Below are 23,656 nucleotides of genomic sequence, written 5' to 3'. Positions count from 1 at the left end.
GTTTTTGAGTGAGTGACAGCAGAAAAAAGCGAAGGGGTCAGTGCCGTGGCAGCGGCCAGCCTGTCCCCAGCATGGGGTCGTAGATGTCGTCGCGGCGGTCGCGCAGCACATCGTTGAATGCATTCAGATGACGCGCCTGGCGCGATGCCTTGAGGTTGATGCGGGCGTAAAGAATCTCCTCGCCATCGTGCGAGGCAGGCCCGGCAAGCGGCCAACCCTGTGCGCCCACGATGAGGCTCTGCCCGACGAAAGGCTGCCCCCGCTCGGTGCCCGTGCGGTTCGCACAGACGATGTTCAGTCCGTTGCTGTGGGCACTGGCCATCGCCAGCGTGGTGGCCATGGCCGGGCGGTCCACCGGCTGCTGCGGCATGGGCACCCAGTTGGTCGGCATGCAGACGATGTCCACGCCCTGCATCGCGAGCAGGCGGTAGGCCTCGGGGAACCAGCCGTCGTAGCAGATCAGCACGCCCAGTCGGCCGAGCTCGGTGTGGAACACCGGCAGCCCCTTGTTGCCGGGTTCAAAGAACAAGTGTTCGTCGCCCCACAGGTGCAGCTTGCGGTAAGTGCCGAGCCAGCCGCGCGGACCGAGCACTGCCGCCGCGTTGTAGAGCCGGTCGTCTTCGCGCTCGGCGATGCCCGCGACCACATGCACGTTGCAGCGCCGGGCCACCTCGGCCCAGGCCTGCGTGCTCGGCCCGTGCGGCACCGGCTCGGCCAGCGCGAAGGCTTCGGCGCGACTGGCGAACACATAGCCGCTGTTGGCAAGCTCGGGCAACACCACGATCGAAGCGCCCTGCGCAGCCGCTTGCTCGATCAGTTGCACCGACCGCGCGACGTTGGCCGCCGTGTGGCCCACGTGCGGCTCCATCTGCACACTCGCCACGACGAGGTACGGAAAACCCTGGCTTTCTTCCACAGTCATTCAAGCTCCAAAAAGCAAAAAGCCCTCGACCCCGCTTGCGCGTTGTTCGAGGGCTTTCATAGCCGGTATGTGAAGCAGCAATGTTGCTGCCCGACGCACTCAAAGGCGAGTGATGTCGTGGGGCTGGAGATTAGAAGAAGGTATTCGCGGTGTCAAATGGAATTTTGGGCACTGCGAATTTCAATCAATCGGTGCCGACCATCACGCTCGATGCCTTGATCACCGCATAGGCCTTGCCGCCTTCGGCCAGCGCGAGCGCCTGGGCCGAACTGCTGGTGATGGTCGAGACGATCTGCACACCGGCTGCAATCTCCAGCGTGACTTCGGTCGTGACCGGACCACGGACGATGGAAATGACCTTGCCGGACAGGACGTTGCGTGCGCTGATCTTCATGAAGTGCTCCTTGGTTGGATTGAGCACCCTAGTCTATCGGCGGCACCTTCCCTCTCAACCGTGCCTTGGACAGATCGATCTGTCGGATGAGGGGCTGGCCCCACCCACCTCGGCTGGCGGCCCCGAGAAAGCCGCCGCGAAGCATCCAATGCCCGCGCTGCGCAAAGGCATGTAGCGCACCTGCTGGCGCATGCAGATGCGCTTGATGTTGTCGACGGATTCATGGTCGATGCAGTCGACCGGAAAGGCCACCACCTGGGCCCAGGAAATGGCGGACGCCAACAGCCCGGCCCGGTCTTCGAGCCCGCCGCCGTGGCGCCGGAACTCTCCGCCGTGGCGTTGCACGAGGTCACGGATGGCGGGCATGGCGCTCGGCCGGCCACCGACGTAGAGCACACGCAACCCCTGCAACTGCCGGTCGATGTCGGCGCCGGCACCCGATGCGGCTTCGCCGGTGTTGAGCTTCAGTTGAGCCTCGGCGGCGGCAAGCTCGCGCCCCAGCGCGATCGCATGCTGGCGCAGGTGTTCGAGTTCTTCCGCGAGCCGGTTCGCCTCAGCCACGGCCCCCACCGCAGCCTGCTCCGCGCGCTCGCGCCGGCCGGTCTGCACGGCGATGAGCGAAGCGACACGCTCGCCCTCTTCCGTGCGCGCCCGTGCCGCAAGGGCGAGGTCCACCGCTTCCAGCGGGATCGCGCTGCGGGCATTGCCGGATTCGATCAGCTCATGCTTCAGCCCGGCGATGGTCTTGTCCCGCTCTTCCACCAATTCGAGCGAGCGCACCTGATGCCGGTCCAACCGCTCGCGCAAGTCGGCGTTGTCGCGCTCCAGCGCCACGAGCCGCCGGATGTCCGCCCGGTTGGCCGCGCCCACGAGGTGCGACAGCATGTGCACGTCGCCGAAGACCCGCTGCCGCAGCTCGGCCGTGGCCTTGCGGTGCATCAGTACAGCCCAGTACGCGCCCGGAATTTCTCCCTGCCGCAACGCGTCCTTCCAACAGACGGCAAGCGCTGGCGCGTCGTGGATCTTCGACAGTCGCTGGATGACCGGCGCATGGCGATGGTCGAGCGCCTTCTGCAGCGCCTTGGTGACGGCTGTGTTCTGCGCGGCGAGCCGCACCGCGTCGTGGTGAATCTCCAGGTCGCTGGCGCCCTCCACACCCGCAAACCGCGCGATGAGCTTGCGAAGCTCCGCCGTCGTCAGGCAGGTGCCGATGACCGAGCAATAGAAGTTCGTATCGAGATCGGAAAGCCGGACACGTCCACCCGGTATGGCGTCTTCGGTGTCTTCCGGTGGCTCGCAACAGCAACAACTGGCGGCATTGCGAAACAGGGCGCGGCCGTTCACCCCATCCACGGGAGGGGCCGAAGAAAGAAGTTTGAAGGGCGGATGAAACATGCGCCACGCAATATACGGCGCAACATAGCGAATGCCAAGCGGCCGGCCCGACTGTTACCCGCCCCAGAAGCGCGCCTACCGGGTTTCTTCCGCTTCGAGCACGGCCCATTCCGCATCCGTGAACAGCCGCGAACGCGTCAAAAAGCGCACACCCTCCGGGCCTTCCAGCGAGAACATGCCGCCGCGCCCCGGCACCACGTCGATGATCAATTGCGTGTGCTGCCAATACTCGAACTGAGGCCCGCTGATGTAGAACGGCGTGCCGCCGATGTGGCCGAGCAGGCGGTCGTAGTCGCCCACGATGAACTCGTCGCGCCCGTAGCACATGGGCGCACTGCCGTCGCAGCACCCGCCCGACTGGTGGAACATCAGCGGACCGTGCTTGCCGACCAGCGCCTCGATGAGCGCCAGCGCCGCGTCGGTCGCGGTCACGCGCAGGACTTCTTGCGTCATGGTGGCTTTCTTGCAGATGTTGAAAAGCCCCGCACGGGCTTCATGCAAAGCGCGTGCGGGGGCGGCCATGCCTTCTGCGATCAGAAGAAGCCCAGCTTGTTCTCGCTGTAGCTCACCAGCAGGTTCTTGGTCTGCTGGTAGTGGTCGAGCATCATCTTGTGGTTCTCGCGCCCGATGCCCGACTGCTTGTAGCCACCGAAGGCCGCATGCGCCGGGTAGTGGTGATAGCAGTTGGTCCACACACGGCCGGCCTGGATGCCACGGCCCATGCGGAAGGCGCGGTTCATGTCGCGGCTCCACACGCCGGCGCCCAGCCCGTAGAGCGTGTCGTTGGCGATGGAAAGCGCCTCTTCCTCGTCCTTGAAAGTGGTGACCGAGACGACGGGGCCGAAGATCTCTTCCTGGAAGATGCGCATCTTGTTGTGGCCCTTGAACACGGTCGGCTGCACGTAGTAGCCGTCGGCCAGGTCGCCTTCGAGCTTGGCGCGTTCGCCGCCGATCAACACCTGCGCGCCCTCCTGCCGGCCGATGTCGAGGTACGACAGGATTTTTTCCAGTTGCTCGCTCGATGCCTGCGCACCGATCATCGTGTCCATCGCCAGCGGGCTGCCCTGCTTGATGGCGGCCACGCGCTTCAATGCGCGTTCCATGAAGCGGTCGTAGATCGATTCCTGTATCAACGCGCGCGACGGGCAGGTGCAGACCTCGCCCTGGTTCAACGCAAACATCGCGAAGCCTTCGAGCGCCTTGTCGAAGAAGCTGTCGTCCTTGTCCATCACGTCGGCAAAGAAGATGTTGGGCGACTTGCCGCCCAGCTCCAGCGTGACCGGAATCAGGTTCTGGCTCGCATACTGCGAGATCAGCCGGCCGGTGGTGGTCTCGCCCGTGAAGGCGATCTTGCCGATGCGGTTGCTCGACGCCAGCGGCTTGCCCGCCTCCACGCCAAAGCCGTTGACCACATTCAGCACACCCGGCGGCAGCAGGTCGCCGATGAGCTCCATCAGCACCAGGATCGACACGGGCGTTTGCTCCGCCGGCTTCAGCACCACGCAGTTGCCGGCCGCGAGCGCGGGCGCCAGCTTCCACACTGCCATCAGGATGGGGAAGTTCCACGGAATGATCTGGCCGACCACGCCGATGGGCTCATGGAAGTGGTACGCGAAGGTTTCGTGGTCGATCTCGCTGATGCCGCCTTCCTGCGCGCGGATGCACGAGGCGAAGTAGCGGAAATGGTCCACCGCCAGCGGCAGGTCGGCCGCCATGGTTTCGCGCAGCGGCTTGCCGTTGTCCCATGTCTCGGCGGCGGCCAGCATCGGCAGGTTTTCCTGGATGCGGTCGGCGATCTTGTTCAGGATGTTGGCGCGCTCGGTGGTCGAGCTGCGGCCCCAGGCGCCCTTGGCCTTGTGCGCGGCATCGAGCGCACGGTCGATGTCGGCCGCGGTGGAACGCGGCATCTCGCAGAAGACCTTGCCGGTGACGGGTGTGATGTTCTCGAAGTACTGGTTGTCCACCGGCGCGACCCATTCGCCGCCGATGAAATTGCCGTAGCGTTTCTTGAACGGCACCGCGGTGCCGAATTTTCCCGGTTCAAGCATGTCCATGACTCTGTCTCCAATTGCTGATGGTGGTGGCGCCACGACATGCGGCGGCCCGCGTTGACAACCGCAAGCCATGTACCCGCGCGGATCGGGACATTCCCTGAGTACTTCCTCGTGGCAACAGGGTGTCGCAGAGGGTTTCCATTCGCAATCTGCGACATGCACGCGCGAACATAGCGACTAGGATGTCGCACAAGGCGAAAACGACGCGAAACAACGGGAATCCACCGGAGACACGCATGAGTGAAGCGCAGTTGCCATCGGTCAGAGTGGCGCAGGCCCGCGAGCTGTTCTTCGGGCAGGGCCGCGACCCCGCGCCGTGGATCACGCCGCACATCTCGCGCTCGTGGCAGCGCAGCCGCCCGATCGACGCCCAGTACATCGATCCCGAGCCGATGGCGCTGGCGCTGCTGAGCGAGCGGCGCGAACAGGCGATGCGCTTGCTCAACTGCGCGCAACCCGAACTCGACGGACTGGCCGAGCATGCAGTCGGCAACGGCTGCGTCGTGATCCTGTCGGACGCGAGCGGGCTGATCCTCGAAGAAATCGGCAGCCCCGACTTTCTGCCCAAGGCCGAACGCATCGCGCTGCAGCCGGGCGTGGCATGGTCGGAAAACCACCGCGGCACCAACGCCATCGGCACCGCGCTGGCCGAACGCGAAGCACTGATGGTGCTGGGCGGCGAACACTACCTGGCACAGAACGGCGCACTGGGCTGCGCGGCGGCGCCCATCTTCACCGGGCGCGGCGAACTGGCGGGCGCGCTGGACATCTCGGGCGAAACCGCGCGCGTGAATCATCACGCGCTGGGCCTCGTGCGCATGGCCGCGCAACAGGTCGAACACCGGATGATGCTGGCCGAGGCCAGCGGCCACGTGCTGCGCTTCCATGCGCGGCCGGCGCTGATCGGCACCGCGCGCGAAGGGCTCATGGTGATCGAGGGCGGGCGGATCGTCGCGGCCAACCGTGTCGCGCTCGAACTGTTCGACCGCTCGTGGGAAGGCCTGCTCGACCTCGACGCCCAGGACTTCCTTGGCGCGAACTGGCCGCGCATGGAACACCGGCGCAGCCTGCTCACCTTGCCGGGCGGGCGGCAGATCGCCACCGTGATGGAGCGCTCGACCGCGCCGGGCGGCTCACGCACGGCAGGCAGGCGCACGCATGCGCCCACGGGCACGGCTGCTGCACCCGAGGCCGACGATGTTCTGCCGCTGCTGGAGCGCGCCGTGCGGGTGCTGAACGAAGGCGTTCCGGTGCTGGTGAACGGGGAAACCGGCAGCGGCAAGGAAGTGTTCTCGCGCCGCCTGCATGCCGCAAGCCGCCGCAGCACGGGCCCTTTCGTGGCAGTCGACTGCGCCTCGCTGCCCGAGACGCTGATCGAGTCCGAGCTGTTCGGCTACGAAGAAGGCGCCTTCACCGGCGCCAAGCGCAAGGGCATGGCGGGCCGCATCCGCGAAGCCCACGGCGGTGTGCTGTTCCTCGACGAAATCGCCGAGATACCGCTTGCGCTGCAGACGCGTCTTTTGCGCGTGCTCGAAGAACGCGTGGTCACGCCGCTCGGCGGCGGCCAGGGCGTGGCGGTCGATTTCGACCTGGTCTGCGCCACGCACGGCGACCTGCCCGCGCTGGTGAAGGCCGGGCGTTTCCGTGCCGACCTGATGTACCGCGTGGCGGGCTTCGGTGTCAGCCTGCCCTCGCTGAATCGACGCGCCGACCGGCATGCGCTGATCACGCGGCTGTTCCTCGAATCGGGCGGCGCGGCCAAGCACCTGCGGCTGGAAAGCGATGCGCTTGAAGCGCTTGCAGCGTACCGGTGGCCGGGCAATGTGCGGGAGCTGCGCAGCACGCTGCGCGCCATCGTCGCGCTGTCCAACCCCGGCGATTCGGTGCACGCCCCCACGCTGCCGGCGCATCTGCACGGCACAGCCCCATCGCAGCCGCAAGAAGACACGGCCATCGATGCCCGGCCTGCGCAGCAGCACACGGCCGAGCCGTTGGTGGCCATCACGCGCCACGCCATCGACGAGGCGCTCAAGGCCAGCGACCATGATGTGGCCAGGGCGGCGCGGCGCCTCGGCGTTCACCGCAGCACCATCTACCGCCACCTCGCGCGCCAGCGAGGCAAGCCCACCGATTCCATGAACCCGAGTACCTTTGCCCATGACCAGACCTGAAGACGGACACCCCAAAGAAGCCGGCGCCGCCACGGAAAAACTCTTCTCCTACGGCACGCTGCAACTGCAGTCGGTGCAACTGGCCACCTTCGGCCGCAAGCTCGACGGCCGCTTCGACCGATTGCCGGGTTACCGCCTGGAACAGCTCGAGATCAAGGACGCAGCCGTGGTCGCGACCAGCGGCAAGACGCACCACCCCATCGTCGCCCCCAGCAGCGCGCCGCAAGACGGCGTGGACGGCGCCGTCTTCGCCGTCACCCCGGCCGAGCTGGCGCATGCCGACGCCTACGAGGTCGCGGACTATCGGCGCGAGCGCGTCACCCTGGCATCGGGCCTGCAAGCCTGGGCCTACGTGGACGCGCGCTGCGCGCCGGCCGGCTGAACGAAAGTCTGACTTGCCGGTTGTCGCCGGAGCCGCCAGACTTTGTGCATGGCCTTGTTCCCGCATTCATGACAACCGGCAAACCCGCACGGCGCTTGTCGGCCGTCCCTTCCACCCTGAGGATTCCCCTTGCCGCACGGGCTTCTGGCGATGCGATGTTTCCGAAGATGGCTGTGCGCGACGCTTATGCCGCCGGCATCCTGGAGCAGATCCGCGACGACGGGCAGCCGCTGCCGGAAGACCGGGCCACCATCTACTGCATCCTCGCGCGCACGCGGCGCTTTCGCAGCCTGGCACAAGACTTCCAGAAGCAGCACCCAGGCGCCCGCGTGGTCAACATGGGCTGCGGCCTGAGCCATTACTTCCAGTGGCTGGACGATGGCAAGTCGCGCATGACCGACGCCGACCTGCCCGAAGTGCTCGAACTGCGCCGCGAGCTGATTCCCGAGACCCACCCGCGCCATGACGTCTGCGAACTCGACCTGACCGCGCCCGACTGGTGGGAGCAACTGTCGCTGCCGCGCACGCGCAAGGCTCAGCCGGTATTTCTCTTCTCGGAGGGCGTGCTGATGTACCTGAAGCCCGAGCAGGTGCAGGCGGTGTTCGCCACTTTTGGCGAACGCGCGCCCGCGGGCTCGGTGCTGGCCTTCGACGCCATGTGCTGGCTGGCCGTGGGGCGTGGCAGGCAGCACCCTTCGGTGCGCGCCACCGGCGCGGAGTTTCGGTGGGGGCTGCGCCAGACCGACGAACTGACGCGGTCCCATCCGCGCCTGCACCTGGGCGCCACCTACCGGGTACTGCAGGGCATCGGCCTGCCCTACACGTTGTTCGCACCGGTAGTCATGCTGCTGCTCGGCGTGCCGCTCTACGCGGTCTATGCGCTGGGCGCTGCGGACGCTGTCGATACATAAACGCACAATTTCCCGGATTGCCGACTTTGTCCGGCCCGCATTGCGCGGAATGGCTGACGCGGCGCGGCCTGCGGCCCCATCAAGCTGAGCGCTGTTCCCCGTCGCGGAAAATCCTGTGCGAGCCTGGCCGTCCCCGGCTGCATTAGGATGATTTTTCTTCCGGGAGCAGGCCCCAAAGGCTGCCTGCCCGCGTCGCTCCTCTGTTCCCCCGTGTTCCCCAAAGACTCGCAACCCTCAAGAACCACATGCTTGATCGCCGATCCTTCCTTGCCGCCGGCAGTGCCGCCGCCGCACTCGCCGCCCTCGGACTGCCCACCGAGGCGCTGGCCGCCAACGGCCTGCAACTGAGCCAGCCCTCGCCCTTTTCCTTCGACAACCTCGTCGCCGAGGCCAAGCGCCTGGCCGCGCAACCCTATGCGGCCGCGAAACCACTCGCGCCCGACGTGCTGGAGCGCATCGACTACGACGCGCACGGCAAGATCAAGTTCGACCCCGCCAATGCGCTGTTCCGCGAAGGCCCTGGCGCCTTTCCGGTCACCTTCTTCCACCTCGGCCGCTTCTTCCAGACGCCCGTGCGCATGCACGTGCTCGAAAACTCCGATGGCGATGCCTTCGCGCGCGAAGTGCTCTACAGCCCCGACTATTTCTCGATGCCGCCCGACAGCCCGGCGCGCGCATTGCCGCCCGGCGCAGGCTTCGCGGGCTTTCGCCTGCAGGAAAGCCGGCTGGGCGATCAGAGCAAGCTGGACTGGCAAAAGAACGACTGGGTTGCCTTTCTCGGCGCCTCGTACTTCCGCGCCATTGGCGAGCTGTACCAATACGGCCTGTCGGCACGCGGCATCGCGCTCGACGTGGCGGTGCCCGACAAGCCCGAAGAATTCCCCAACTTCACGCGCTTTTATTTCGAGACGCCAGCGCCCGGCAACACCACCTCGATGACCGTCTACGCCTTGCTCGAAGGGCCAAGCATCACGGGCGTCTTCAAGTTCGTGATGCAGCGCGGCAAGGCGGTCATCATGGACATCGATTCGCGCCTGTTCCTGCGCCGCGACGTATCCCGCCTGGGCCTGGTGCCGCTGACCTCGATGTACTGGTATTCGGAAACCATCAAGCCCACCGCCATCGACTGGCGGCCCGAGGTGCACGACTCCGACGGTCTGGCCATCTGGAACGGCGCCGGCGAGCGCATCTGGCGCCCGCTCAACAACCCGACGCAAACGCGCGCCTCGGCTTTTGCCGACACCAAGCCGCGCGGCTTCGGCCTGCTGCAGCGCGACCGTGCCTTCGACCACTACCAGGACGGCGTCAACTACGAGAAGCGCCCGAGCCTGTGGATCGAACCGCTGGGCGACTGGGGCGAAGGCTCGGTGCAACTGATCGAGATTCCGACCGACGACGAGATCCACGACAACATCGTCGCCTTCTGGGTGCCCAAGGCCGATGCCAAGACGGGTGCGAGCTACAGCCTGCAATACCGCCTGCACTGGACCGACCAGGAGCCCTTTCCGTCACCGCTGGCCCACTGCGTGGCCACGCGCATCGGGCGCGGCGGCCAGCCGGGCCAGCCACGTCCGCAGGGCGTGCGCAAGTTCATGGTCGAGTTCATCGGTGCGCCGCTCGCCACCGTGCCCTTCGGCGTGAAGCCCGAGGTGGTGCTGGCCGCCCCGCGCGGCAAGTTCTCGTACGTGTTTGCCGAAGCCGTGCCCAACGGCGTGCCCGGCCACTGGCGCGCACAGTTCGACTTCACGCCCGAAGGCAATGAGCCGATCGACATGCGGCTGTATCTGAAGCACGGGGATCAGACGTTGACGGAGACCTGGCTGTACCAGTACCAGCCGGGGTAGTTGGCAACTTCAGGCGATGGATACGGGTTGCAAGGCCCGAGGCGCTAAACCTCTGGGTAAGCAAGTTGGCCGAAAGCATCCACGCACTTCCACTTTACGTTCGCGACTGCGACGCCAGCCACCATGGTTGACGGGCTAGGAAATCGATCCCCCTTGGTCACCCTGGCGGTTCGATTCCAAACATTGAAGATCCCGGTAAGTTCATGGTCATCGTCTACACGCGCAATCCAGAGTCCTGAATGCGGGCAATCCGCATCCCCGTCAACCCACTCGTCCGCACCGCGGGGATCGAATTGGCTTTCGACAGGAGACACGCGAGTCACTGTGGCCCTCGAAAAAATGACGCCGCAAATGCCCCCAACCAGTAGGCCGACGACTGCACCTACGGCCATGTAGAACAAGCCGACAACAGCACCGATCGCGTCACCTGTGCTGTGCCCGCAATTGCCGCATACGGCGAGACCAAGAAATCCGCCAATGAAAGCGCCGACGATCGAGAAAAGGAACCCAAACATCCTCTTGCCTCAGTTGATTCGCGCGTTGGTCAGTTGCATGTCTTCAAACTGGCTGCCTGTGAAGTCGACTTGCTCGCCCCGTAGATCGACTGCACTCACCTGTTTCCCTCGGCAATTTTGCAAGTTCACTCTCAACCAATGGCTAGCATCGAAATCCAGTCCGTTCCAGTTGCACTGCGCGAACGTGCAGCTGCTGAGTTTGCTGGCCTGAAGCTGCGATGTGCTGAAAGTGCAGTCCACGAACGTGCATCCGGTGATCTGAATCCTCTGCATATCGCATTGGCTGAACGAGCACCCGTTGAACTGGCATGAGGTCCAGATCGCATCGTGGAAGGTGGTCGATGTGAAGCTGCTGCCGCTGAAGTTGCAGCCTGTGAACGCGATCATGTTCAGGTCCAGTCCGGCGTGTGCATTGCCGTCACTCTCACCGGCAACGCCGGCCCGGGCGCCCCCCAAGCCTTTGCGCCATTTGTCGTGATCCAGGATGATTTGAAGAGCGCTCATTTCAGTGTGTCAAGGTTGAAGAGGGGTGGTTTCAAGTTCGGATTCAGGTACTGAGCCGAGCGTTGTTGCAAGTCTCATCAGATGCTTGCGTTTCCTGCTTGCGCCAAAGATCGTCACGCGCTCGTTCCCTCCGCTCCCGGATGACCCAGGCTCACATCGATGACGCCACCGAAGCCCGATTCATTGGCATTGCCCAGCCACAGCCAGGTGACGGTGCCTGGTTCGATGTGCAAATGGCCGTCTCCAAAATCTGGAAACGCCTGACCGTGTGCCACATAGCTCTGACGATCCCAGCGGTTGTAGCGGACCGCGAAGGAATGATCTTTGGGTATCGACGCCAACCACACGCCGGTACGCGGACAAGGCTGGCTGCCCTGGCAGCGCACAAGCGGTTCGGGTATGTCGGTGCTGCGGGCGATACCTTGAGCTACAAGGGGATGAGGAGCGACGGCCATTGCAACTGCTTCGCCCATGTAGTGCCAGACAGTGCGAGGCGCGACCTTGGCGTACGGGCCCATGCTGCTGCGGTCCACGGTCTCGAAGGTTTCGCCTTTGTCGTAGCGCTGCGGCACCTGCACGCGTCCCCACACCTGCTCGTGTTCGCGATGGAGCGCGTGCAACCGTGGCTGCCAATAACCGCTGTGAGGGACGGACGCATTGGCTTCTGCGATCACAGCGCGAGCCCGTGTCTGCAGCACATGACCTTGAGGAATGTGAGCGCGGCCGGTGCGCTGCGAGCCGGGCGTAGGCTGCGCCGCTGGCTGGACCACGAGGGCCTTGGCGGCGTCGATCAGGGTCTGCTTGTTGCCGTCCCATTTGGGTAGATTGGCTGGGGGCAGCGGGAGAACCTTGTCGAGATTGGGCAAGCGCAGGTCGGGGTTGCGCCATAGGGCGTCGCCCAGGATGGAGTAGCGCTCGGCGCGTGCCACATCGATACGATGGTCAACGAGTGCTCTGCCGGCATCAAAGGCAACAGACAAACTGTTTGCCGCTTTTTCGTTGCCGAGTTTGACGCCTTCGTGAAAGACTCCCAGTGCATGAGAGTAGTCTTCCCGCTGCTTGGCGTCGCGATTCTGAGTCTGGCCCAATTCATAGGCCGCACTCCCTGATCCTTGTGAAAATGCGCACTCCAGCATCTTGAGACCGATCTTCTCGTTACCCCAAAAAGACGGTGGATCGTCGTAACCCGCGTTTAACTTTTCACCGAGATACGCCTGAGCCGCCATGCTGCCCATGTCCGCAGCCTTCTGCCAGAACGCATAGGCCACGGTGGCGTCCTGCTTGAGCGGGCCAACGCCTCCCATGTAGTAGGCGCCCATGTTGTCCCACGCTGCGGGCACGCCCTTGCGCATCAGGTCTTCGGTAAGTTCCAAAGCCTTGTCGGCATCCTGCGGCACACCCAACCCCTGCAGGTACAGCCCCGCGAGATTGAGCTGCGCCTTCCAGTGCCCCCATCCTGCCGCCCGCGTCCAGAGCTGTGCCGCTTTCTCGTTGTCGCGGTCATCGGGCCAGAGGTCATAGCTGGTGACTGCCATGCCTTGCTGGAACAACGCTTCAGCTTCGGCCGCAATTGGTGGATTGACATCGGCCTCGTGCTTGCACTCGAAGCTCTGACGATGCGGATCGAACGTATCGAGCTTGGTAAAGCGGGGCTGCACAGGGGCTGCAGAGTGTTGGTCTTGCATGGGGCACGCGGTGAGAAGAAATATGGATGCGAGCACTGCGACACAAGTCGCCAGACGCTCGCACACGCTCGTTGAACCAGTCGAGGAAGCCATCGCTATGCGAACCTCACGAGGGGCTCGCCGCGTGGGTCTTCAAAGGGGTGGATGAAACTGCCTTCAACCGGTGCTTTGGGTGTTGAGGCCTTTCGATTGATTTTGTTGGCGTCCATGCGATCAGCCCAAGCTTTGTGCGTCTTGGTCGTTATCTGCGGACTCCCATCTCCCCCATCCAGGTCTTTTCCGGCGATGTTCCCCCACACCTCGCGTCGTGCCGCCCGAGTGAAGTCGTAATCCGCCGCACAGATGTTGAACTCGCTGTCGCTGACCATGCTTCTGGCGTTGAGGTTGGCGCTGCCCAGCGTCGTGTACACGTCGTCCACAAACATCAGCTTGCTGTGGATGTAAATCTCGCGGTACCGTTTGGGCACAATTTCCACGCCGTAGCTGTCCACATCGCTGGCCCTGCCCGACTTGCTGGTCTTGGCTTCCTCCTCAGCCTGTGCCTCCTGTGCCTTGTTGTCGCGACTGCTGATGCGAATGTCCTTGGCCTCGTTGTCGGCGTCGTAGGTCATCAGCATCGCCACGAGGGGCTTGATTCCCAGCGCCTCGAGTTCTCCCTTCGGGTTGACTGGAACGGCCTGCGCCGAATCGCGCACGATCACACTGTCATTGGCTTGACGAGCGACCAGCCAGTCGCGCAGGGCCTTGTTGTAGTTCGCCTGCTCGAACGGGTGAACGCCCTCGGGCGGTGGCTTCGGGGGCTGCAGCGCATCGGCCTTTCGCTTGCCCTGCACGGTGTCGTGGTACTTGCCCATGCCCCCGGCCGCTCCGAGCTGGCCCACGGTTTCATACGTGCGCGGCACCATCTGCCCGCGCTCGGGCTGTGGCATGACCACAAACAGGTGAAGCGGCGTGATATCGGCGAGAGTGCCCTGGGCCACCTTCATGCCGTCGCGGTATTGACCGCGAATTTTCTTGATGAGTTTTGGCCAGTCAACCAATTGAACGTACTGGTTTTCGACATAGATGTAGTTGACGGCATTGCTGCTGGCCAAGGTGTAGGCCTTCAGAATGGTGGCGTCGAGCACCTCTGGCTGGGTGCGCACGATTTGCGCGCGATGGCGCGCACCGTCCGGTGCGGGCATGTCCTTGGGCTTGATCGACGCGCGCTGCGCGTGCAAAGCACGGTCCCCGCTGGGCTGGCCATCGTGAAGGCTGGTGTTTTGGGCACTGTCCCACCCCTGAACAAAGTTTTCGCTGATGTTGTAGAGCGCTTCGCCCTGCACCCGGATGGCGTAGTCCCGGTAAGGCTTGACGTACCAGACGGTTTCCTTCCACGCAGCGCCCGACGAAAAGTTGACCTCGCGGCGCGGGTCGTTGTACAGGTGGTCGGTGGTGTCCCAGTAGTCGGTCACGCTGTTGAGCCCCATCACGTAGGCGCAGGTGTTCGGCTTGCCCTTGCCGGCCTCGTAGTCGATCAACACTGGCTTCTGGTGGTGTGTGCCGGCTACTGTGAGTGTGACGTCTTCGATGAGCGTGCCTTGATCCGGCAGGTATTTGACAATGTTGGCGGTCATCGCGCCGAGTTGAGCTTTGCGTATGCGAACCTCAAGGTTCGGGAACCTTCCGGAAAGTGCCGCCCGCCACCATGCGGTGCAATAGTCGGCGCGATGTCCCTCCAGTTGCTTGCGCGAAAAGGTCCGGTTCTTGAGCCACTCGTGTGTGGGTGCCACGAGATCGGACGAGGTGAAATGCGCCGGCAGCCACAGCAACGGAAAATCCGGCACGTTGCCACTGAGCACGTTGAGGGGCACGTTGTCATACCACAGCAGCATGCGTACTTTCACGCCCTCGCGGGCCTTCTTGGTCAAGAGATCGCCGTAGGTGGTGCCACGAGGCCATTGCGCGCTCCCCAGGCCCCCGTTGTTTGAAGCGCCGGCCTTTACACGCACCAGCTCCATTCCCGGATCGAACCCCCACAGCACGAGGTCAATGGTGCTGGTGGCGGCGCGCAAATCCTTCTCGATGGCTCTGAAGCCGTCTTCGCCGCACATGAAGAATTCGAGGTGGTTGCGGTTGTGAATGGGATGCGTCTTGATGTCGTTTTCAAGGAACCACTGCAACGTGCCGCGACTTTGCCGTTTGAACATGTCTACATGGCTGGTCTCGGGCTTTTGGACTTCAGCGAGAAGCTTGGTGAGATCGGTCATTGCGGGGAGTCCTTCCGGTCTGCAGAGCCACGTTCTTTTTGAGCCTTGCGCTGGTTCGTACTTTCGCCGTCCGCACGGTAGCCCTGGTTGGAAAGGTGGTGTTCAGGATGCGCCGACTTGGCCGAATCGGACTCCATCCGATCCGGGGCCACTGGCACGTCGTGAACGGTGCCGTTCGTCAGCTTGACTTTGTAGACGGCACCCTTTTCGGCCTCGTCGATGGTGACTTGCCCGTATCCGTCAAGAATGCCTTGCGCTACCTGGGCGCCGTTCTTGTAGAGCGTGTAAGGCTGACGAGCGAACAACATGGGCGATTGGTCCGGCAGGTGCTGAAGGGCGAAGCGAAGCTGACCTTCTGGCGGCTTGAGCTTGAGTTCGCTGGCGCCATCCCGCAGTGTTGTAGGCTTGTTGTCCGGCCCCTGGTACGCGTGCACGCCCGCATGCTCGACCCATGTACCCGGCGTCATGTGCGTGATGCCCGCACTGGTGTAGACGCTGTAGCTGCCGCCCCCGCCCAGCTCCAACTGCTCCTTGGCCATGATGCTGATCTTGTTGGCGCTCAGCTTGATATCGAGCTTGGCCAGAATGTGGATGTTCTTCTGCAGTGCCACGATGTCGATGTTGTTTTTGGCCGCCACCAGCTTGATGACCGCCTCATAGGCATACAGCCGGATCGCCTCTTTCACGCTCACCAAGAAGCTCCTGGCCGCCGAGATGCTGGTGTGCCCGCCGCTGGTCAATGCGTTGTGCTCGAAGCCGGCGATGTGCGTCGATTGCGCCGTGCTGGTCTGGATGCCCGCCGGGCTGGCGAGCACCAGATGCGGCTCGGCCAACTCCGGGAAGTTGTCCGTCTTCGCATCGCCGGTCCCACCCTTGATCGCATCGTTCTGCGCCTTGAGCGCCTTGGTCACCTCATCCTGATCGCCCTTGACGTGTGCCTCGGCCTGCTGGGCTGATTCGGACAGGCTCTCGTGCTGATCGCGCCCGGTGGTGAGCCGGGCCAGGGTCTCCCCAAGGTCCTTGGCGTGTTTGGCGGCATTGCCACGCGCCTCGGTGGTAATGAGCATCCCGTCCTGCGCCCGTAGAACACCGTGGCCGTCAGTGCGCAATTCGAAGCCCTCGCCCCGCGGGTCCTTGCGTCCCGCGTTGTCCTCGATGCGTGTGATGTGCCCCAGGCTCAGTTGGCTGTGCTGGTGGTCGCTCTTGAGCTGAACCTGGATCTTCCCGGCCGTGTCGTCCATCGCAAGGTGGTTGCTGCGCCCCGCTGCACTGTTGCCACCTTCCTCGGTCAGCTCGCGGCTCCTGAAGCCCGACAACGCCTGCTGACCCGGCAGCGCCCACGGCGGCAGGTTCGCCTGGTTGTAGGCGCGCCCCGTGCAGATCGGCAGGTCCGGGTCCCCGCCGATAAAGTTGACGATCACCTCCTGGCCGATGCGCGGGATCTGGATGCCGCCCAACTGATTGCCTGCCCACGGACTGGTCACCCGTATCCAGCAGGTGCTGTGCTGGTTCTTCTGGCCGATGCGGTCCCAGGGGAACTGCACCTTGATGCGGCCCAGCTCATCGGTCCAGATGTTCTGGCCGGCGGGGCCGACCACCAGCGCGGATTGAGGGCCACGAGTGAAGGGCTTGACCCGCACGAGTGCCGGGCGCAGCGGCTCGACCATCGGGTGCGCGATGAAGTCGACTTCCACCTTCCATTGCTGCTTGCGGCTGGGGGAAGCGTCACCGATCTGGCTGTCCTGCGCGACGTCTTCGATCAGGAAGCGGGTCTCCAGGATCAGGTATTCGGCATTGGCCTTCTGGCGCGGGTGCTTCTGAAGCTCGAAACTGCACCCGGGCACCATGCCACGCAGATTGCCGCTGGCCCGCGCCCTGGCGCCATGGGTGCGCAGGGCCTGCATGCGAAGAAGCGCCAACTGATGGCCTTCGCCATGCGGATCGTTCGCCTCACCAGAACCAGCGCGGGGCTGCGCGTAGTGGCTGCCACCTGCGCTGCCTTCATGCCACTGGTACACCTCGCCGTCGGCCTGCCCGGTAGGGCGCGGGTCTTTGCGGCCAATGCCCAGATCGGCCTTGGGCCGGGTGTAGTCGTAGTCGCGGCTGGCGTACCTGCCGCTCGTGATCTGGTTGTGCGGAACGAAACTGTGCACGTACTCGGCATCCACCTTCCAGCCCGGTGCGTGGTATTCGACCTGCTGATAGGCGGCGCTGTCGTTCTTCTGGTACGCCCCCATGTTGTCGATGAGAACCAGGCGGTGCTTGCCTTCGCTGTGCTCGAAGAAGTAGCTGATACCCCAGCTTTGCGTCAGGCGCTCGAAGAACGCGAAGTCGCTTTCGTTGAGCTGGACCTGGTAATCGCGCACCGGATAGGCCTCGATCAGGCGCTTGTCCACCGGGAAGTCATAGCCGGAAAGAAGCTCATCGAGGATCTGAACCACGGTCTGGTTCTGGAAGATCTTGCAGTCGGTGGTGAGCGTTGCCAGGTGCAGCCAGGGGCGCAGCGTGAGCTTGTACTGAACGTGGCGGCCTTCTTCGCCCCAGACCTCGGCGGCACAGATCATGGCGTTGATCTGGCGCACGCCTGCGCCAATGTGGTCGATGGACTGTCCCGCAACGCCAGGAAGGAACTGGCCCGCACCATCGAGCTGGATCGAGCAAATGATCTCGCGCCCGATGAAGCTGTCCAGATCGAAGTCCATCGCACTGCTGGCGCCAAGATTCAGGGCATCGGGGGTCTTCAGAAGCAGCCCGTACTCGAACAGGCTGTTGAGCCCTTCATGCCCCGACAGCCGAACCGGCTCCAACGCCGGGCGGCCCAGGATCACCGGAATGGCGGGGCTGCTGATGTCGAGCGTGCGCGTTGGCGAAGCACTGAGTGCGGACATGTGTTCTCCCTGAATCCGCCCTCGGAGCCAAGGGCTGAGCGGCGGATTATGGGAAGCTCACGACCCCAGAAACAGGGGGAAAGAATCAGGCAACTATTGCGAAGCGAGCGGCGTGACGGACTGCGCACGGCTTCCACCACTCTAGCGGCCTCCGGTCATCTTGGATGGCGCTGCCCGTACCGAGCGGGCAATTGCATGCGCCGGTCCGGCCTACCGCTTCGTGACCGACACCAACTCCACTTCGAAGTTCAGCGTCGCATTCGGCGGAATCACGCCGCCCGCGCCGCGCGCACCGTAGGCAATCGACGGCGGGCAGGTCAGCTTGGCCTTGCCGCCCGGCTTCATCTTCTGCACGCCTTCGGTCCAGCACGGAATCACGCCGTTGAGCGGGAACTCGGTGGGTTCACCACGCTTGTAGGAGCTGTCGAATTCCTTGCCGGTGTCGGGGAAGGTGCCGCGGTAGTGCACCTTGACCGTGTCGGTGGCGGCGGGCGATGCGCCGGTGCCTTCCTTGAGCGACTGGTAGATCAGGCCGCTGGCCGTGGTCACCGGTGCCGCCGCGCCGGGTGCGGTCACTGCTGCGGTTTGCGCAAAGGCTGCGGGGATGGCAAAGATGGACACGAGAGCGGCACAGAAAAAAGACTTCACGAAACACCTCGGGGATTGAAAGACCTCGATTATGGCCAGCGCCTGCGTCGCGTCGATGTAGCGCGATGTAGCTCGTGGAACGGCCCTTGCTTTGCTGGATGTGCACTGTCAACATTCACGAAGAGAGGACGTCGCATGAACTCCACCGAAGCCACGCCAGCCGCGCACGCCGGCACCGGCCATCTCAAGAAGGTGCTCGGCCCCATCCAGCTGTGGGGCATCGCGGTGGGCCTCGTCATCTCGGGTGAGTACTTTGGTTGGAGCTACGGCTGGAACACGGCCGGCACGCTCGGCTTTCTGGTGGCCACGGTGCTGGTGGCGACGATGTACACCACCTTCATCTTCAGCTTCACCGAACTGTCGACGGCCATCCCGCATGCGGGTGGTCCCTTCGCCTATGCACGGCGCGCGTTCGGGCCGCACGGCGGTTTTGTCGCGGGCTTTGCGACGCTGATCGAATTCGTCTTCGCGCCACCGGCCATCGCGCTGGCCATCGGTGCGTACCTCAACGTGCAATTTCCCGGCATCAATCCGAAGTGGTTCGCGCTGGGCGCGTACGTGATCTTCATCGCGCTCAACTGGGTCGGCGTGGGCATCGCGGCGGCCTTCGAGCTGTTCGTCACGGTGCTGGCCATCGTCGAGTTGCTGGTGTTCATGGGTGTGGTCACGCCGGGCTGGACCATGACCAATTTCGTGGCCAACGGCTGGGCCGGCGGCAGCGTGCTCAACGGTGCAGCCATCTCGGGCATCTTCGCGTCGATCCCGTTCGCGATCTGGTTCTTTCTGGCCATCGAGGGCGCGGCCATGGCGGCCGAAGAGGCACGCGATCCGCACCGCACCATTCCCATCGCCTACACCACGGGCATCGTCACGCTGGTCGTGCTGGCCTTCGGCGTGATGATCTTCGCGGGCGGCGTGGGCGACTGGCGCAAGCTCGCCAACATCAACGACCCGCTGCCGCAGGCCATGAAGGCGGTGGTGGGCGACAACAGCGGCTGGCTGCACATGCTGGTGTGGATCGGGCTGTTCGGGCTCATCGCGTCCTTCCACGGAATCATCATGGGCTACTCGCGTCAGATCTTCGCACTGGCACGCGCGGGCTACCTGCCGCGCTACTTCGCCGGCCTGAGCCCGCGCTTCGACACGCCGCATCGCGCGCTGCTGGCGGGCGGAGTCATCGGCGTCATTGCCATCTTCAGCGACGAATGGGTGCAGTTCGGCGGCCAGACGCTCACCGCCAACATCGTGACCATGGCGGTGCTCGGCGCCATCGTGATGTACCTGATCTCGATGGCCGCGCTGTTCAAGCTGCGCCACACCGAGCCGAACCTGCTGCGCACCTACCGCGCGCCCTTCTACCCCGTGTTCCCGGCCATCGCGCTCGGGCTGGGCGTGGTGTGCCTCGGCGCGATGGTGTGGTTCAACTTCATGCTGACCGTGCTGTTCCTGGTGCTGATGGGCGCGGCCTACGGCTACTTCCTGCTGACCTCGGCGCAGCGCAAGGCCGCCGCGCCCGACGAGATGCTGTCTTCCTCGACCACCGCGGCCTGAAGCCGCCGGAAGACAGATGCGCTACCGCACCACCATCGAGCAGCAGGTCTTCTCCTTCGACGACCTGCGGCAAGTCATGGCCTTCGCCAGTCCCGCGCGCTCAGGCGACTACCTCGCGGGCATCGGCGCAGCCACGGCGCAGCAACGAATGGCCGCGCGCCATGTGCTGGCCGACACGCCGCTCAAGCAGTTCCTAACCGAAGCGCTGATTCCGTACGAGAGCGACAACATCACGCGGCTCATCATCGACAGCCACGATGCGCAGGCCTTCGCGCCGGTGTCGCACCTCACGGTCGGCGACTTCCGCAACTGGCTGCTGTCCGAAGCGGCCACCACCGCCGCGCTCACCGCGCTGGCGCCGGGCCTCACGCCCGAGATGGTGGCTGCCGTGTCCAAGCTCATGCGCAACCAGGACCTGGTGTCGGTTGCGAAGAAGTGCTGCGTCATCACGCGCTTTCGCGACACCATCGGCCTGCCCGGCCACCTGGCCGTGCGCCTGCAGCCCAACCATCCGACCGACGACCTGCGCGGCGTGGCCGCCTCCACGCTCGACGGCCTGCTCTATGGCGCGGGCGATGCGGTGATCGGCCTCAACCCCGCATCCGACAGCATGCCGGTGCTCGGCCAGTTGCTGCGCATGCTCGACGAGGTGATCCAGCGCTTCGAGATTCCCACGCAGAGCTGCGTGCTCACGCACGTGACCAACACGCTCAGGCTCGCGGAAACGGGTGCCCCGGTCGACCTCGTGTTCCAGTCCATCGCCGGCACCGAGAAGGCGAACCTCTCGTTCGGCGTCACGCCCGAGCTGCTCGACGAGGCCTATGCAGCGGCGCTGTCACTCAAGCGCGGCACCATTGGCGACAACGTCATGTACTTCGAGACAGGCCAGGGCAGCGCGCTGTCGGCCAATGCCAACTTCGGCGTCGACCAGCAGACCTGCGAGGTGCGCGCCTATGCACTGGCGCGGCGCTACAAGCCCTTCCTCATCAACACCGTGGTCGGCTTCATCGGGCCGGAGTACCTGTACGACGGCAAGCAGATCATCCGTGCCGGGCTCGAAGACCACTTCAGCGGCAAGCTGCTGGGCCTGCCCATCGGCTGCGACATCTGCTACACCAACCACGCCGAGGCCGATCAGGACGACATGGACAACCTGCTCGTGCTGCTGGGCACGGCGGGCATCAACTTCATCATGGGCATTCCGGGTGCTGACGACGTGATGCTCAACTACCAGAGCACCTCGTTCCACGACGCACTGTTCCTGCGCGAGACGCTGGGCCTGAAGCGTGCGCCCGAGTTCGAGGCCTGGCTGCAGCGCATGCAGATCACCAATGCCGCGGGGCAGCTCGCACCGCCCTCTGCCAACAAGCTGCTAGCCGGCATGGGCGGGCTGACCGCGCTCACGCCATGAGTGAATCCGTCACACCCAACCCCTGGGCGCAGTGGCGTTCGGCCACACCCGCACGCTTGGCGCTCGGGCGTGCCGGCGCTGGCATGCCCACCGACGAAACCCTTCGCTTCGGCTGGGCGCATGCGATGGCGCGCGACGCGATCCATGCGGCGCTCGACGTCGATGCGCTCGATGCCACCTTGAGCGCACAGCACTGGGAAGTGGCGCGCGCCCGCAGCCGCGCCGCCGACCGCACCACCTACCTGCGCCGCCCCGACCTGGGCCGCCAGCTCGACGAAGAAGACGGTGGCCGCCTGCGCGCCATCGGGCGCTATGGCTGCGATGTCTGCATCGTCATCGGCGACGGCCTTTCCTCGCTCGCGGTGGCACGCCATGCCGCACCGTTGCTCGCGGCCCTGCGCTCGCACCTGCCGGCCGAGACACGCTTCTCGCCGGTGGTCATCGCCACGCAGGCGCGCGTGGCACTGGCCGACGAGGTGGGCGAGCTGTTCGGCGCCATGCTCTCCGTCATGCTGATCGGCGAGCGGCCGGGCTTGAGTTCGCCCGACAGCCTGGGCATCTACCTGACCCACTCACCGAAGCGCGGCCTGCACGATGCCGAGCGCAACTGCATCTCGAACGTGCGGCCCGAGGGCCTGCCCTGCGAAGCCGCCGCGTTCAAGCTGGCATGGCTGATGCGTGAGTCCCTGCGGCTGGGGCTGACCGGCGTCGGGCTCAAGGACGAAAGCGATCTCGCGGTGCTCGAGCAACGCCCGGCACCGCCGCTGCCCCGCTGAGCGGCGGACTGACCCGGAACTGTCACGCGCGTTTCGTACGCTCGTCATCTTTCGTTCGCCTCCTAAAAAACTACAGGAAGAAACACAAATGCAACGCCGACTCGTCCTTCTCACGCCGATGGCCGCCGCGCTCGTCGCCTCCGGCTGCGCCAGCCTCTCGCCCGCCAAGGGCCTGACACCCGGCCGCTGGGACGCCTTCAACCGTGCGCAGATCGAGGGCCTGATCGCCGGCCTCGGCAAGAACAGCGCGGGCTACAACGCCGCCAAGCCGCCCTATGTGGTGTTCGACTGGGACAACACCAGCGTCTTCCTCGACATCGAAGAAGCCTCGCTGATCTATCAACTCGAAAACCTCGTCTTCGGCGCCACGCCCGCGCAACTCGAAGTGGCGCTGCGCAAGAACATCCCGAAGAAAGACTTCCTGCCCGCGTTCAACAACGCGGCCGGCCAGCCCGTCAACATCGACCGCGTGGTGCCCGACATCGTGGCCAGCTACACCTGGATCTACCAGAACTACAAGGGCCTGAAGGGCGACCAGTCGCTGGCCGTGGTGGCACTGAGCCCGCACTACTCGGCCTTCACGACCAAGGTGCGCTACCTCTACGAAGCCATCGGCGATACCTTCGACCACGACACGGCCTACCCCTGGGTCACCTACCTCTTCGCCGGCATGACCGAGGCGCAGGTGCGCAAGCTCACGGCCGACACCGTGGCATGGCAACTGAAGGAGCCGATCGCCAAGGTCAAGTGGACATCGCCTGCCGCCCTGCCGGGCCGCGCGGGCGTGGTGTCGGTGAGCTGGAAGAACGGGCTGCGGCTGCAACCCGAGATGCAGGAGCTGTACGCCGCCTTTCGCAACGCGGGCTTCGACGTGTGGGTGTGCTCGGCATCGTTCGTCGACGTCATCAAGGAGATTTCATCGAACCCCGCCTTCGGCTACAACAACCCGCCCGAACGCGTGCTCGCGATGGAACTGGAGCGCGACGCCAACGGCGTGATCCAGCCCGAGTTCCGCCGTGGCTACGACCAGACGCAAGGGCCCGGCAAGACCAAGAACATCCAGCGCTTCCTGGTCAGCAAGTACGGCTACGGCCCGAGCTTCGTGGCCGGCGACAGCGAAGGCGACCAGAACATGATGGCCGACTTCGCCGACACGAAGAAGGTGCTGATCGTGAACCGCCTGCGCGATCCGAAGACCGACATCGGCAAGTTCTCGGCAATGGCGGTACAGAACTACGGCAAGGCCGACACGCGCTATCTGCTGCAGGGGCGCGACGACAACACGGGCGCGTGGGTGCCGTCGCAATTGCACACGCCGCTGGGCGCGACGCAGGGCAAAGCGCTGAAGTAGGTCGG

At 64.6% G+C, this 23,656-nt stretch carries 18 protein-coding genes; 8 read left to right on the top strand and 10 right to left on the bottom strand.

Going from position 1 to position 23,656, the window contains the following annotated elements; translation table 11 throughout:
• Positions 1-37: 37 nt before the first annotated feature.
• The 5 genes from H7F35_RS24880 to adh form a co-directional block, all read right to left on the bottom strand.
• Positions 38-922: a nitrilase family protein gene (locus tag H7F35_RS24880; protein ID WP_261803336.1), complete on the bottom strand. Its 885-nt coding sequence runs from the start codon at positions 920-922 to the stop codon at positions 38-40.
• A 184-nt stretch (positions 923-1,106) separates the two neighbouring features.
• A complete protein-coding gene (locus H7F35_RS24875) occupies positions 1,107-1,316 on the bottom strand; it encodes a molybdopterin-binding protein (protein ID WP_187109227.1) in 210 nt (69 codons plus the stop codon).
• Between the two features lie 54 nt (positions 1,317-1,370).
• The gene (locus H7F35_RS24870) at positions 1,371-2,669 is read right to left on the bottom strand and encodes a DUF2325 domain-containing protein (protein WP_187109226.1); all 1,299 of its coding nucleotides are present in this window, start codon (positions 2,667-2,669) and stop codon (positions 1,371-1,373) included.
• A 117-nt stretch (positions 2,670-2,786) separates the two neighbouring features.
• Positions 2,787-3,164, bottom strand: coding sequence for a DUF779 domain-containing protein (locus H7F35_RS24865; RefSeq protein WP_187109225.1), 378 nt, complete (start codon positions 3,162-3,164; stop codon positions 2,787-2,789).
• Positions 3,165-3,244: 80 nt separating this feature from the next.
• Positions 3,245-4,765 carry an aldehyde dehydrogenase gene (gene adh, locus H7F35_RS24860; protein ID WP_187109224.1) on the bottom strand — a complete coding sequence of 507 codons (1,521 nt, stop codon included), beginning with the start codon at positions 4,763-4,765 and terminating at the stop codon, positions 3,245-3,247.
• Positions 4,766-5,001: 236 nt separating this feature from the next.
• Here adh and H7F35_RS24855 point away from each other — a divergent pair, with 236 nt between their 5' ends.
• From H7F35_RS24855 to H7F35_RS24840, 4 genes are all read left to right on the top strand, one after another.
• Positions 5,002-6,936, top strand: coding sequence for a sigma-54-dependent Fis family transcriptional regulator (locus H7F35_RS24855; RefSeq protein WP_187109223.1), 1,935 nt, complete (start codon positions 5,002-5,004; stop codon positions 6,934-6,936).
• A complete protein-coding gene (locus H7F35_RS24850) occupies positions 6,923-7,318 on the top strand; it encodes a gamma-glutamylcyclotransferase family protein (protein WP_187109222.1) in 396 nt (131 codons plus the stop codon). The genes H7F35_RS24855 and H7F35_RS24850 overlap by 14 nt, the downstream gene beginning before the upstream one ends.
• 68 nt (positions 7,319-7,386) lie before the next feature.
• Positions 7,387-8,229: a class I SAM-dependent methyltransferase gene (locus H7F35_RS24845; RefSeq protein WP_187109221.1), complete on the top strand. Its 843-nt coding sequence runs from the start codon at positions 7,387-7,389 to the stop codon at positions 8,227-8,229.
• A 245-nt stretch (positions 8,230-8,474) separates the two neighbouring features.
• A complete protein-coding gene (locus H7F35_RS24840; protein ID WP_187109220.1) occupies positions 8,475-10,073 on the top strand; it encodes a glucan biosynthesis protein in 1,599 nt (532 codons plus the stop codon).
• A gap of 524 nt (positions 10,074-10,597) precedes the next feature.
• Here H7F35_RS24840 and H7F35_RS24835 read toward each other — a convergent pair.
• From H7F35_RS24835 to H7F35_RS24815, 5 genes are all read right to left on the bottom strand, one after another.
• Entirely contained in the window at positions 10,598-11,092 is a 495-nt protein-coding gene (locus H7F35_RS24835) for a pentapeptide repeat-containing protein (protein ID WP_187109219.1), read from the bottom strand.
• 113 nt (positions 11,093-11,205) lie between these two features.
• A complete protein-coding gene (locus tag H7F35_RS24830) occupies positions 11,206-12,777 on the bottom strand; it encodes a DUF6396 domain-containing protein (protein ID WP_187109218.1) in 1,572 nt (523 codons plus the stop codon).
• 95 nt (positions 12,778-12,872) lie between these two features.
• Positions 12,873-15,026 carry a phospholipase D-like domain-containing protein gene (locus H7F35_RS24825; protein ID WP_187109217.1) on the bottom strand — a complete coding sequence of 718 codons (2,154 nt, stop codon included), beginning with the start codon at positions 15,024-15,026 and terminating at the stop codon, positions 12,873-12,875.
• Positions 15,023-17,914, bottom strand: a complete 2,892-nt coding sequence (locus H7F35_RS24820) for a type VI secretion system Vgr family protein (RefSeq protein ID WP_187109216.1) — start codon at positions 17,912-17,914, stop codon at positions 15,023-15,025. The genes H7F35_RS24825 and H7F35_RS24820 overlap by 4 nt, the downstream gene beginning before the upstream one ends.
• 210 nt (positions 17,915-18,124) lie before the next feature.
• A complete protein-coding gene (locus tag H7F35_RS24815) occupies positions 18,125-18,562 on the bottom strand; it encodes an FKBP-type peptidyl-prolyl cis-trans isomerase (protein ID WP_187109215.1) in 438 nt (145 codons plus the stop codon).
• A 135-nt stretch (positions 18,563-18,697) separates the two neighbouring features.
• Between H7F35_RS24815 and eat the strand changes: the two genes are divergently transcribed.
• The 4 genes from eat to H7F35_RS24795 all read left to right on the top strand — a co-directional run bounded on the left by eat (position 18,698) and on the right by H7F35_RS24795 (position 23,651).
• The gene (gene eat, locus H7F35_RS24810; RefSeq protein WP_187109214.1) at positions 18,698-20,113 is read left to right on the top strand and encodes an ethanolamine permease; all 1,416 of its coding nucleotides are present in this window, start codon (positions 18,698-18,700) and stop codon (positions 20,111-20,113) included.
• A gap of 16 nt (positions 20,114-20,129) precedes the next feature.
• The gene (locus tag H7F35_RS24805; RefSeq protein ID WP_187109213.1) at positions 20,130-21,524 is read left to right on the top strand and encodes an ethanolamine ammonia-lyase subunit EutB; all 1,395 of its coding nucleotides are present in this window, start codon (positions 20,130-20,132) and stop codon (positions 21,522-21,524) included.
• Positions 21,521-22,300, top strand: coding sequence for an ethanolamine ammonia-lyase subunit EutC (eutC, locus tag H7F35_RS24800; protein WP_187109212.1), 780 nt, complete (start codon positions 21,521-21,523; stop codon positions 22,298-22,300). The genes H7F35_RS24805 and eutC overlap by 4 nt, the downstream gene beginning before the upstream one ends.
• An 88-nt stretch (positions 22,301-22,388) precedes the next feature.
• Positions 22,389-23,651 carry an HAD family hydrolase gene (locus H7F35_RS24795; RefSeq protein ID WP_187109211.1) on the top strand — a complete coding sequence of 421 codons (1,263 nt, stop codon included), beginning with the start codon at positions 22,389-22,391 and terminating at the stop codon, positions 23,649-23,651.
• Positions 23,652-23,656 lie beyond the last annotated feature (5 nt).

Origin of the sequence: Variovorax sp. PAMC26660 (genome assembly GCF_014302995.1) — a bacterium.
In the GTDB taxonomy this organism is placed as follows: Bacteria; Pseudomonadota; Gammaproteobacteria; order Burkholderiales; family Burkholderiaceae_C; genus Variovorax.
Note: the sequence above shows the minus strand (reverse complement) of the source record. Positions and strands in the feature narration are given on the sequence as shown.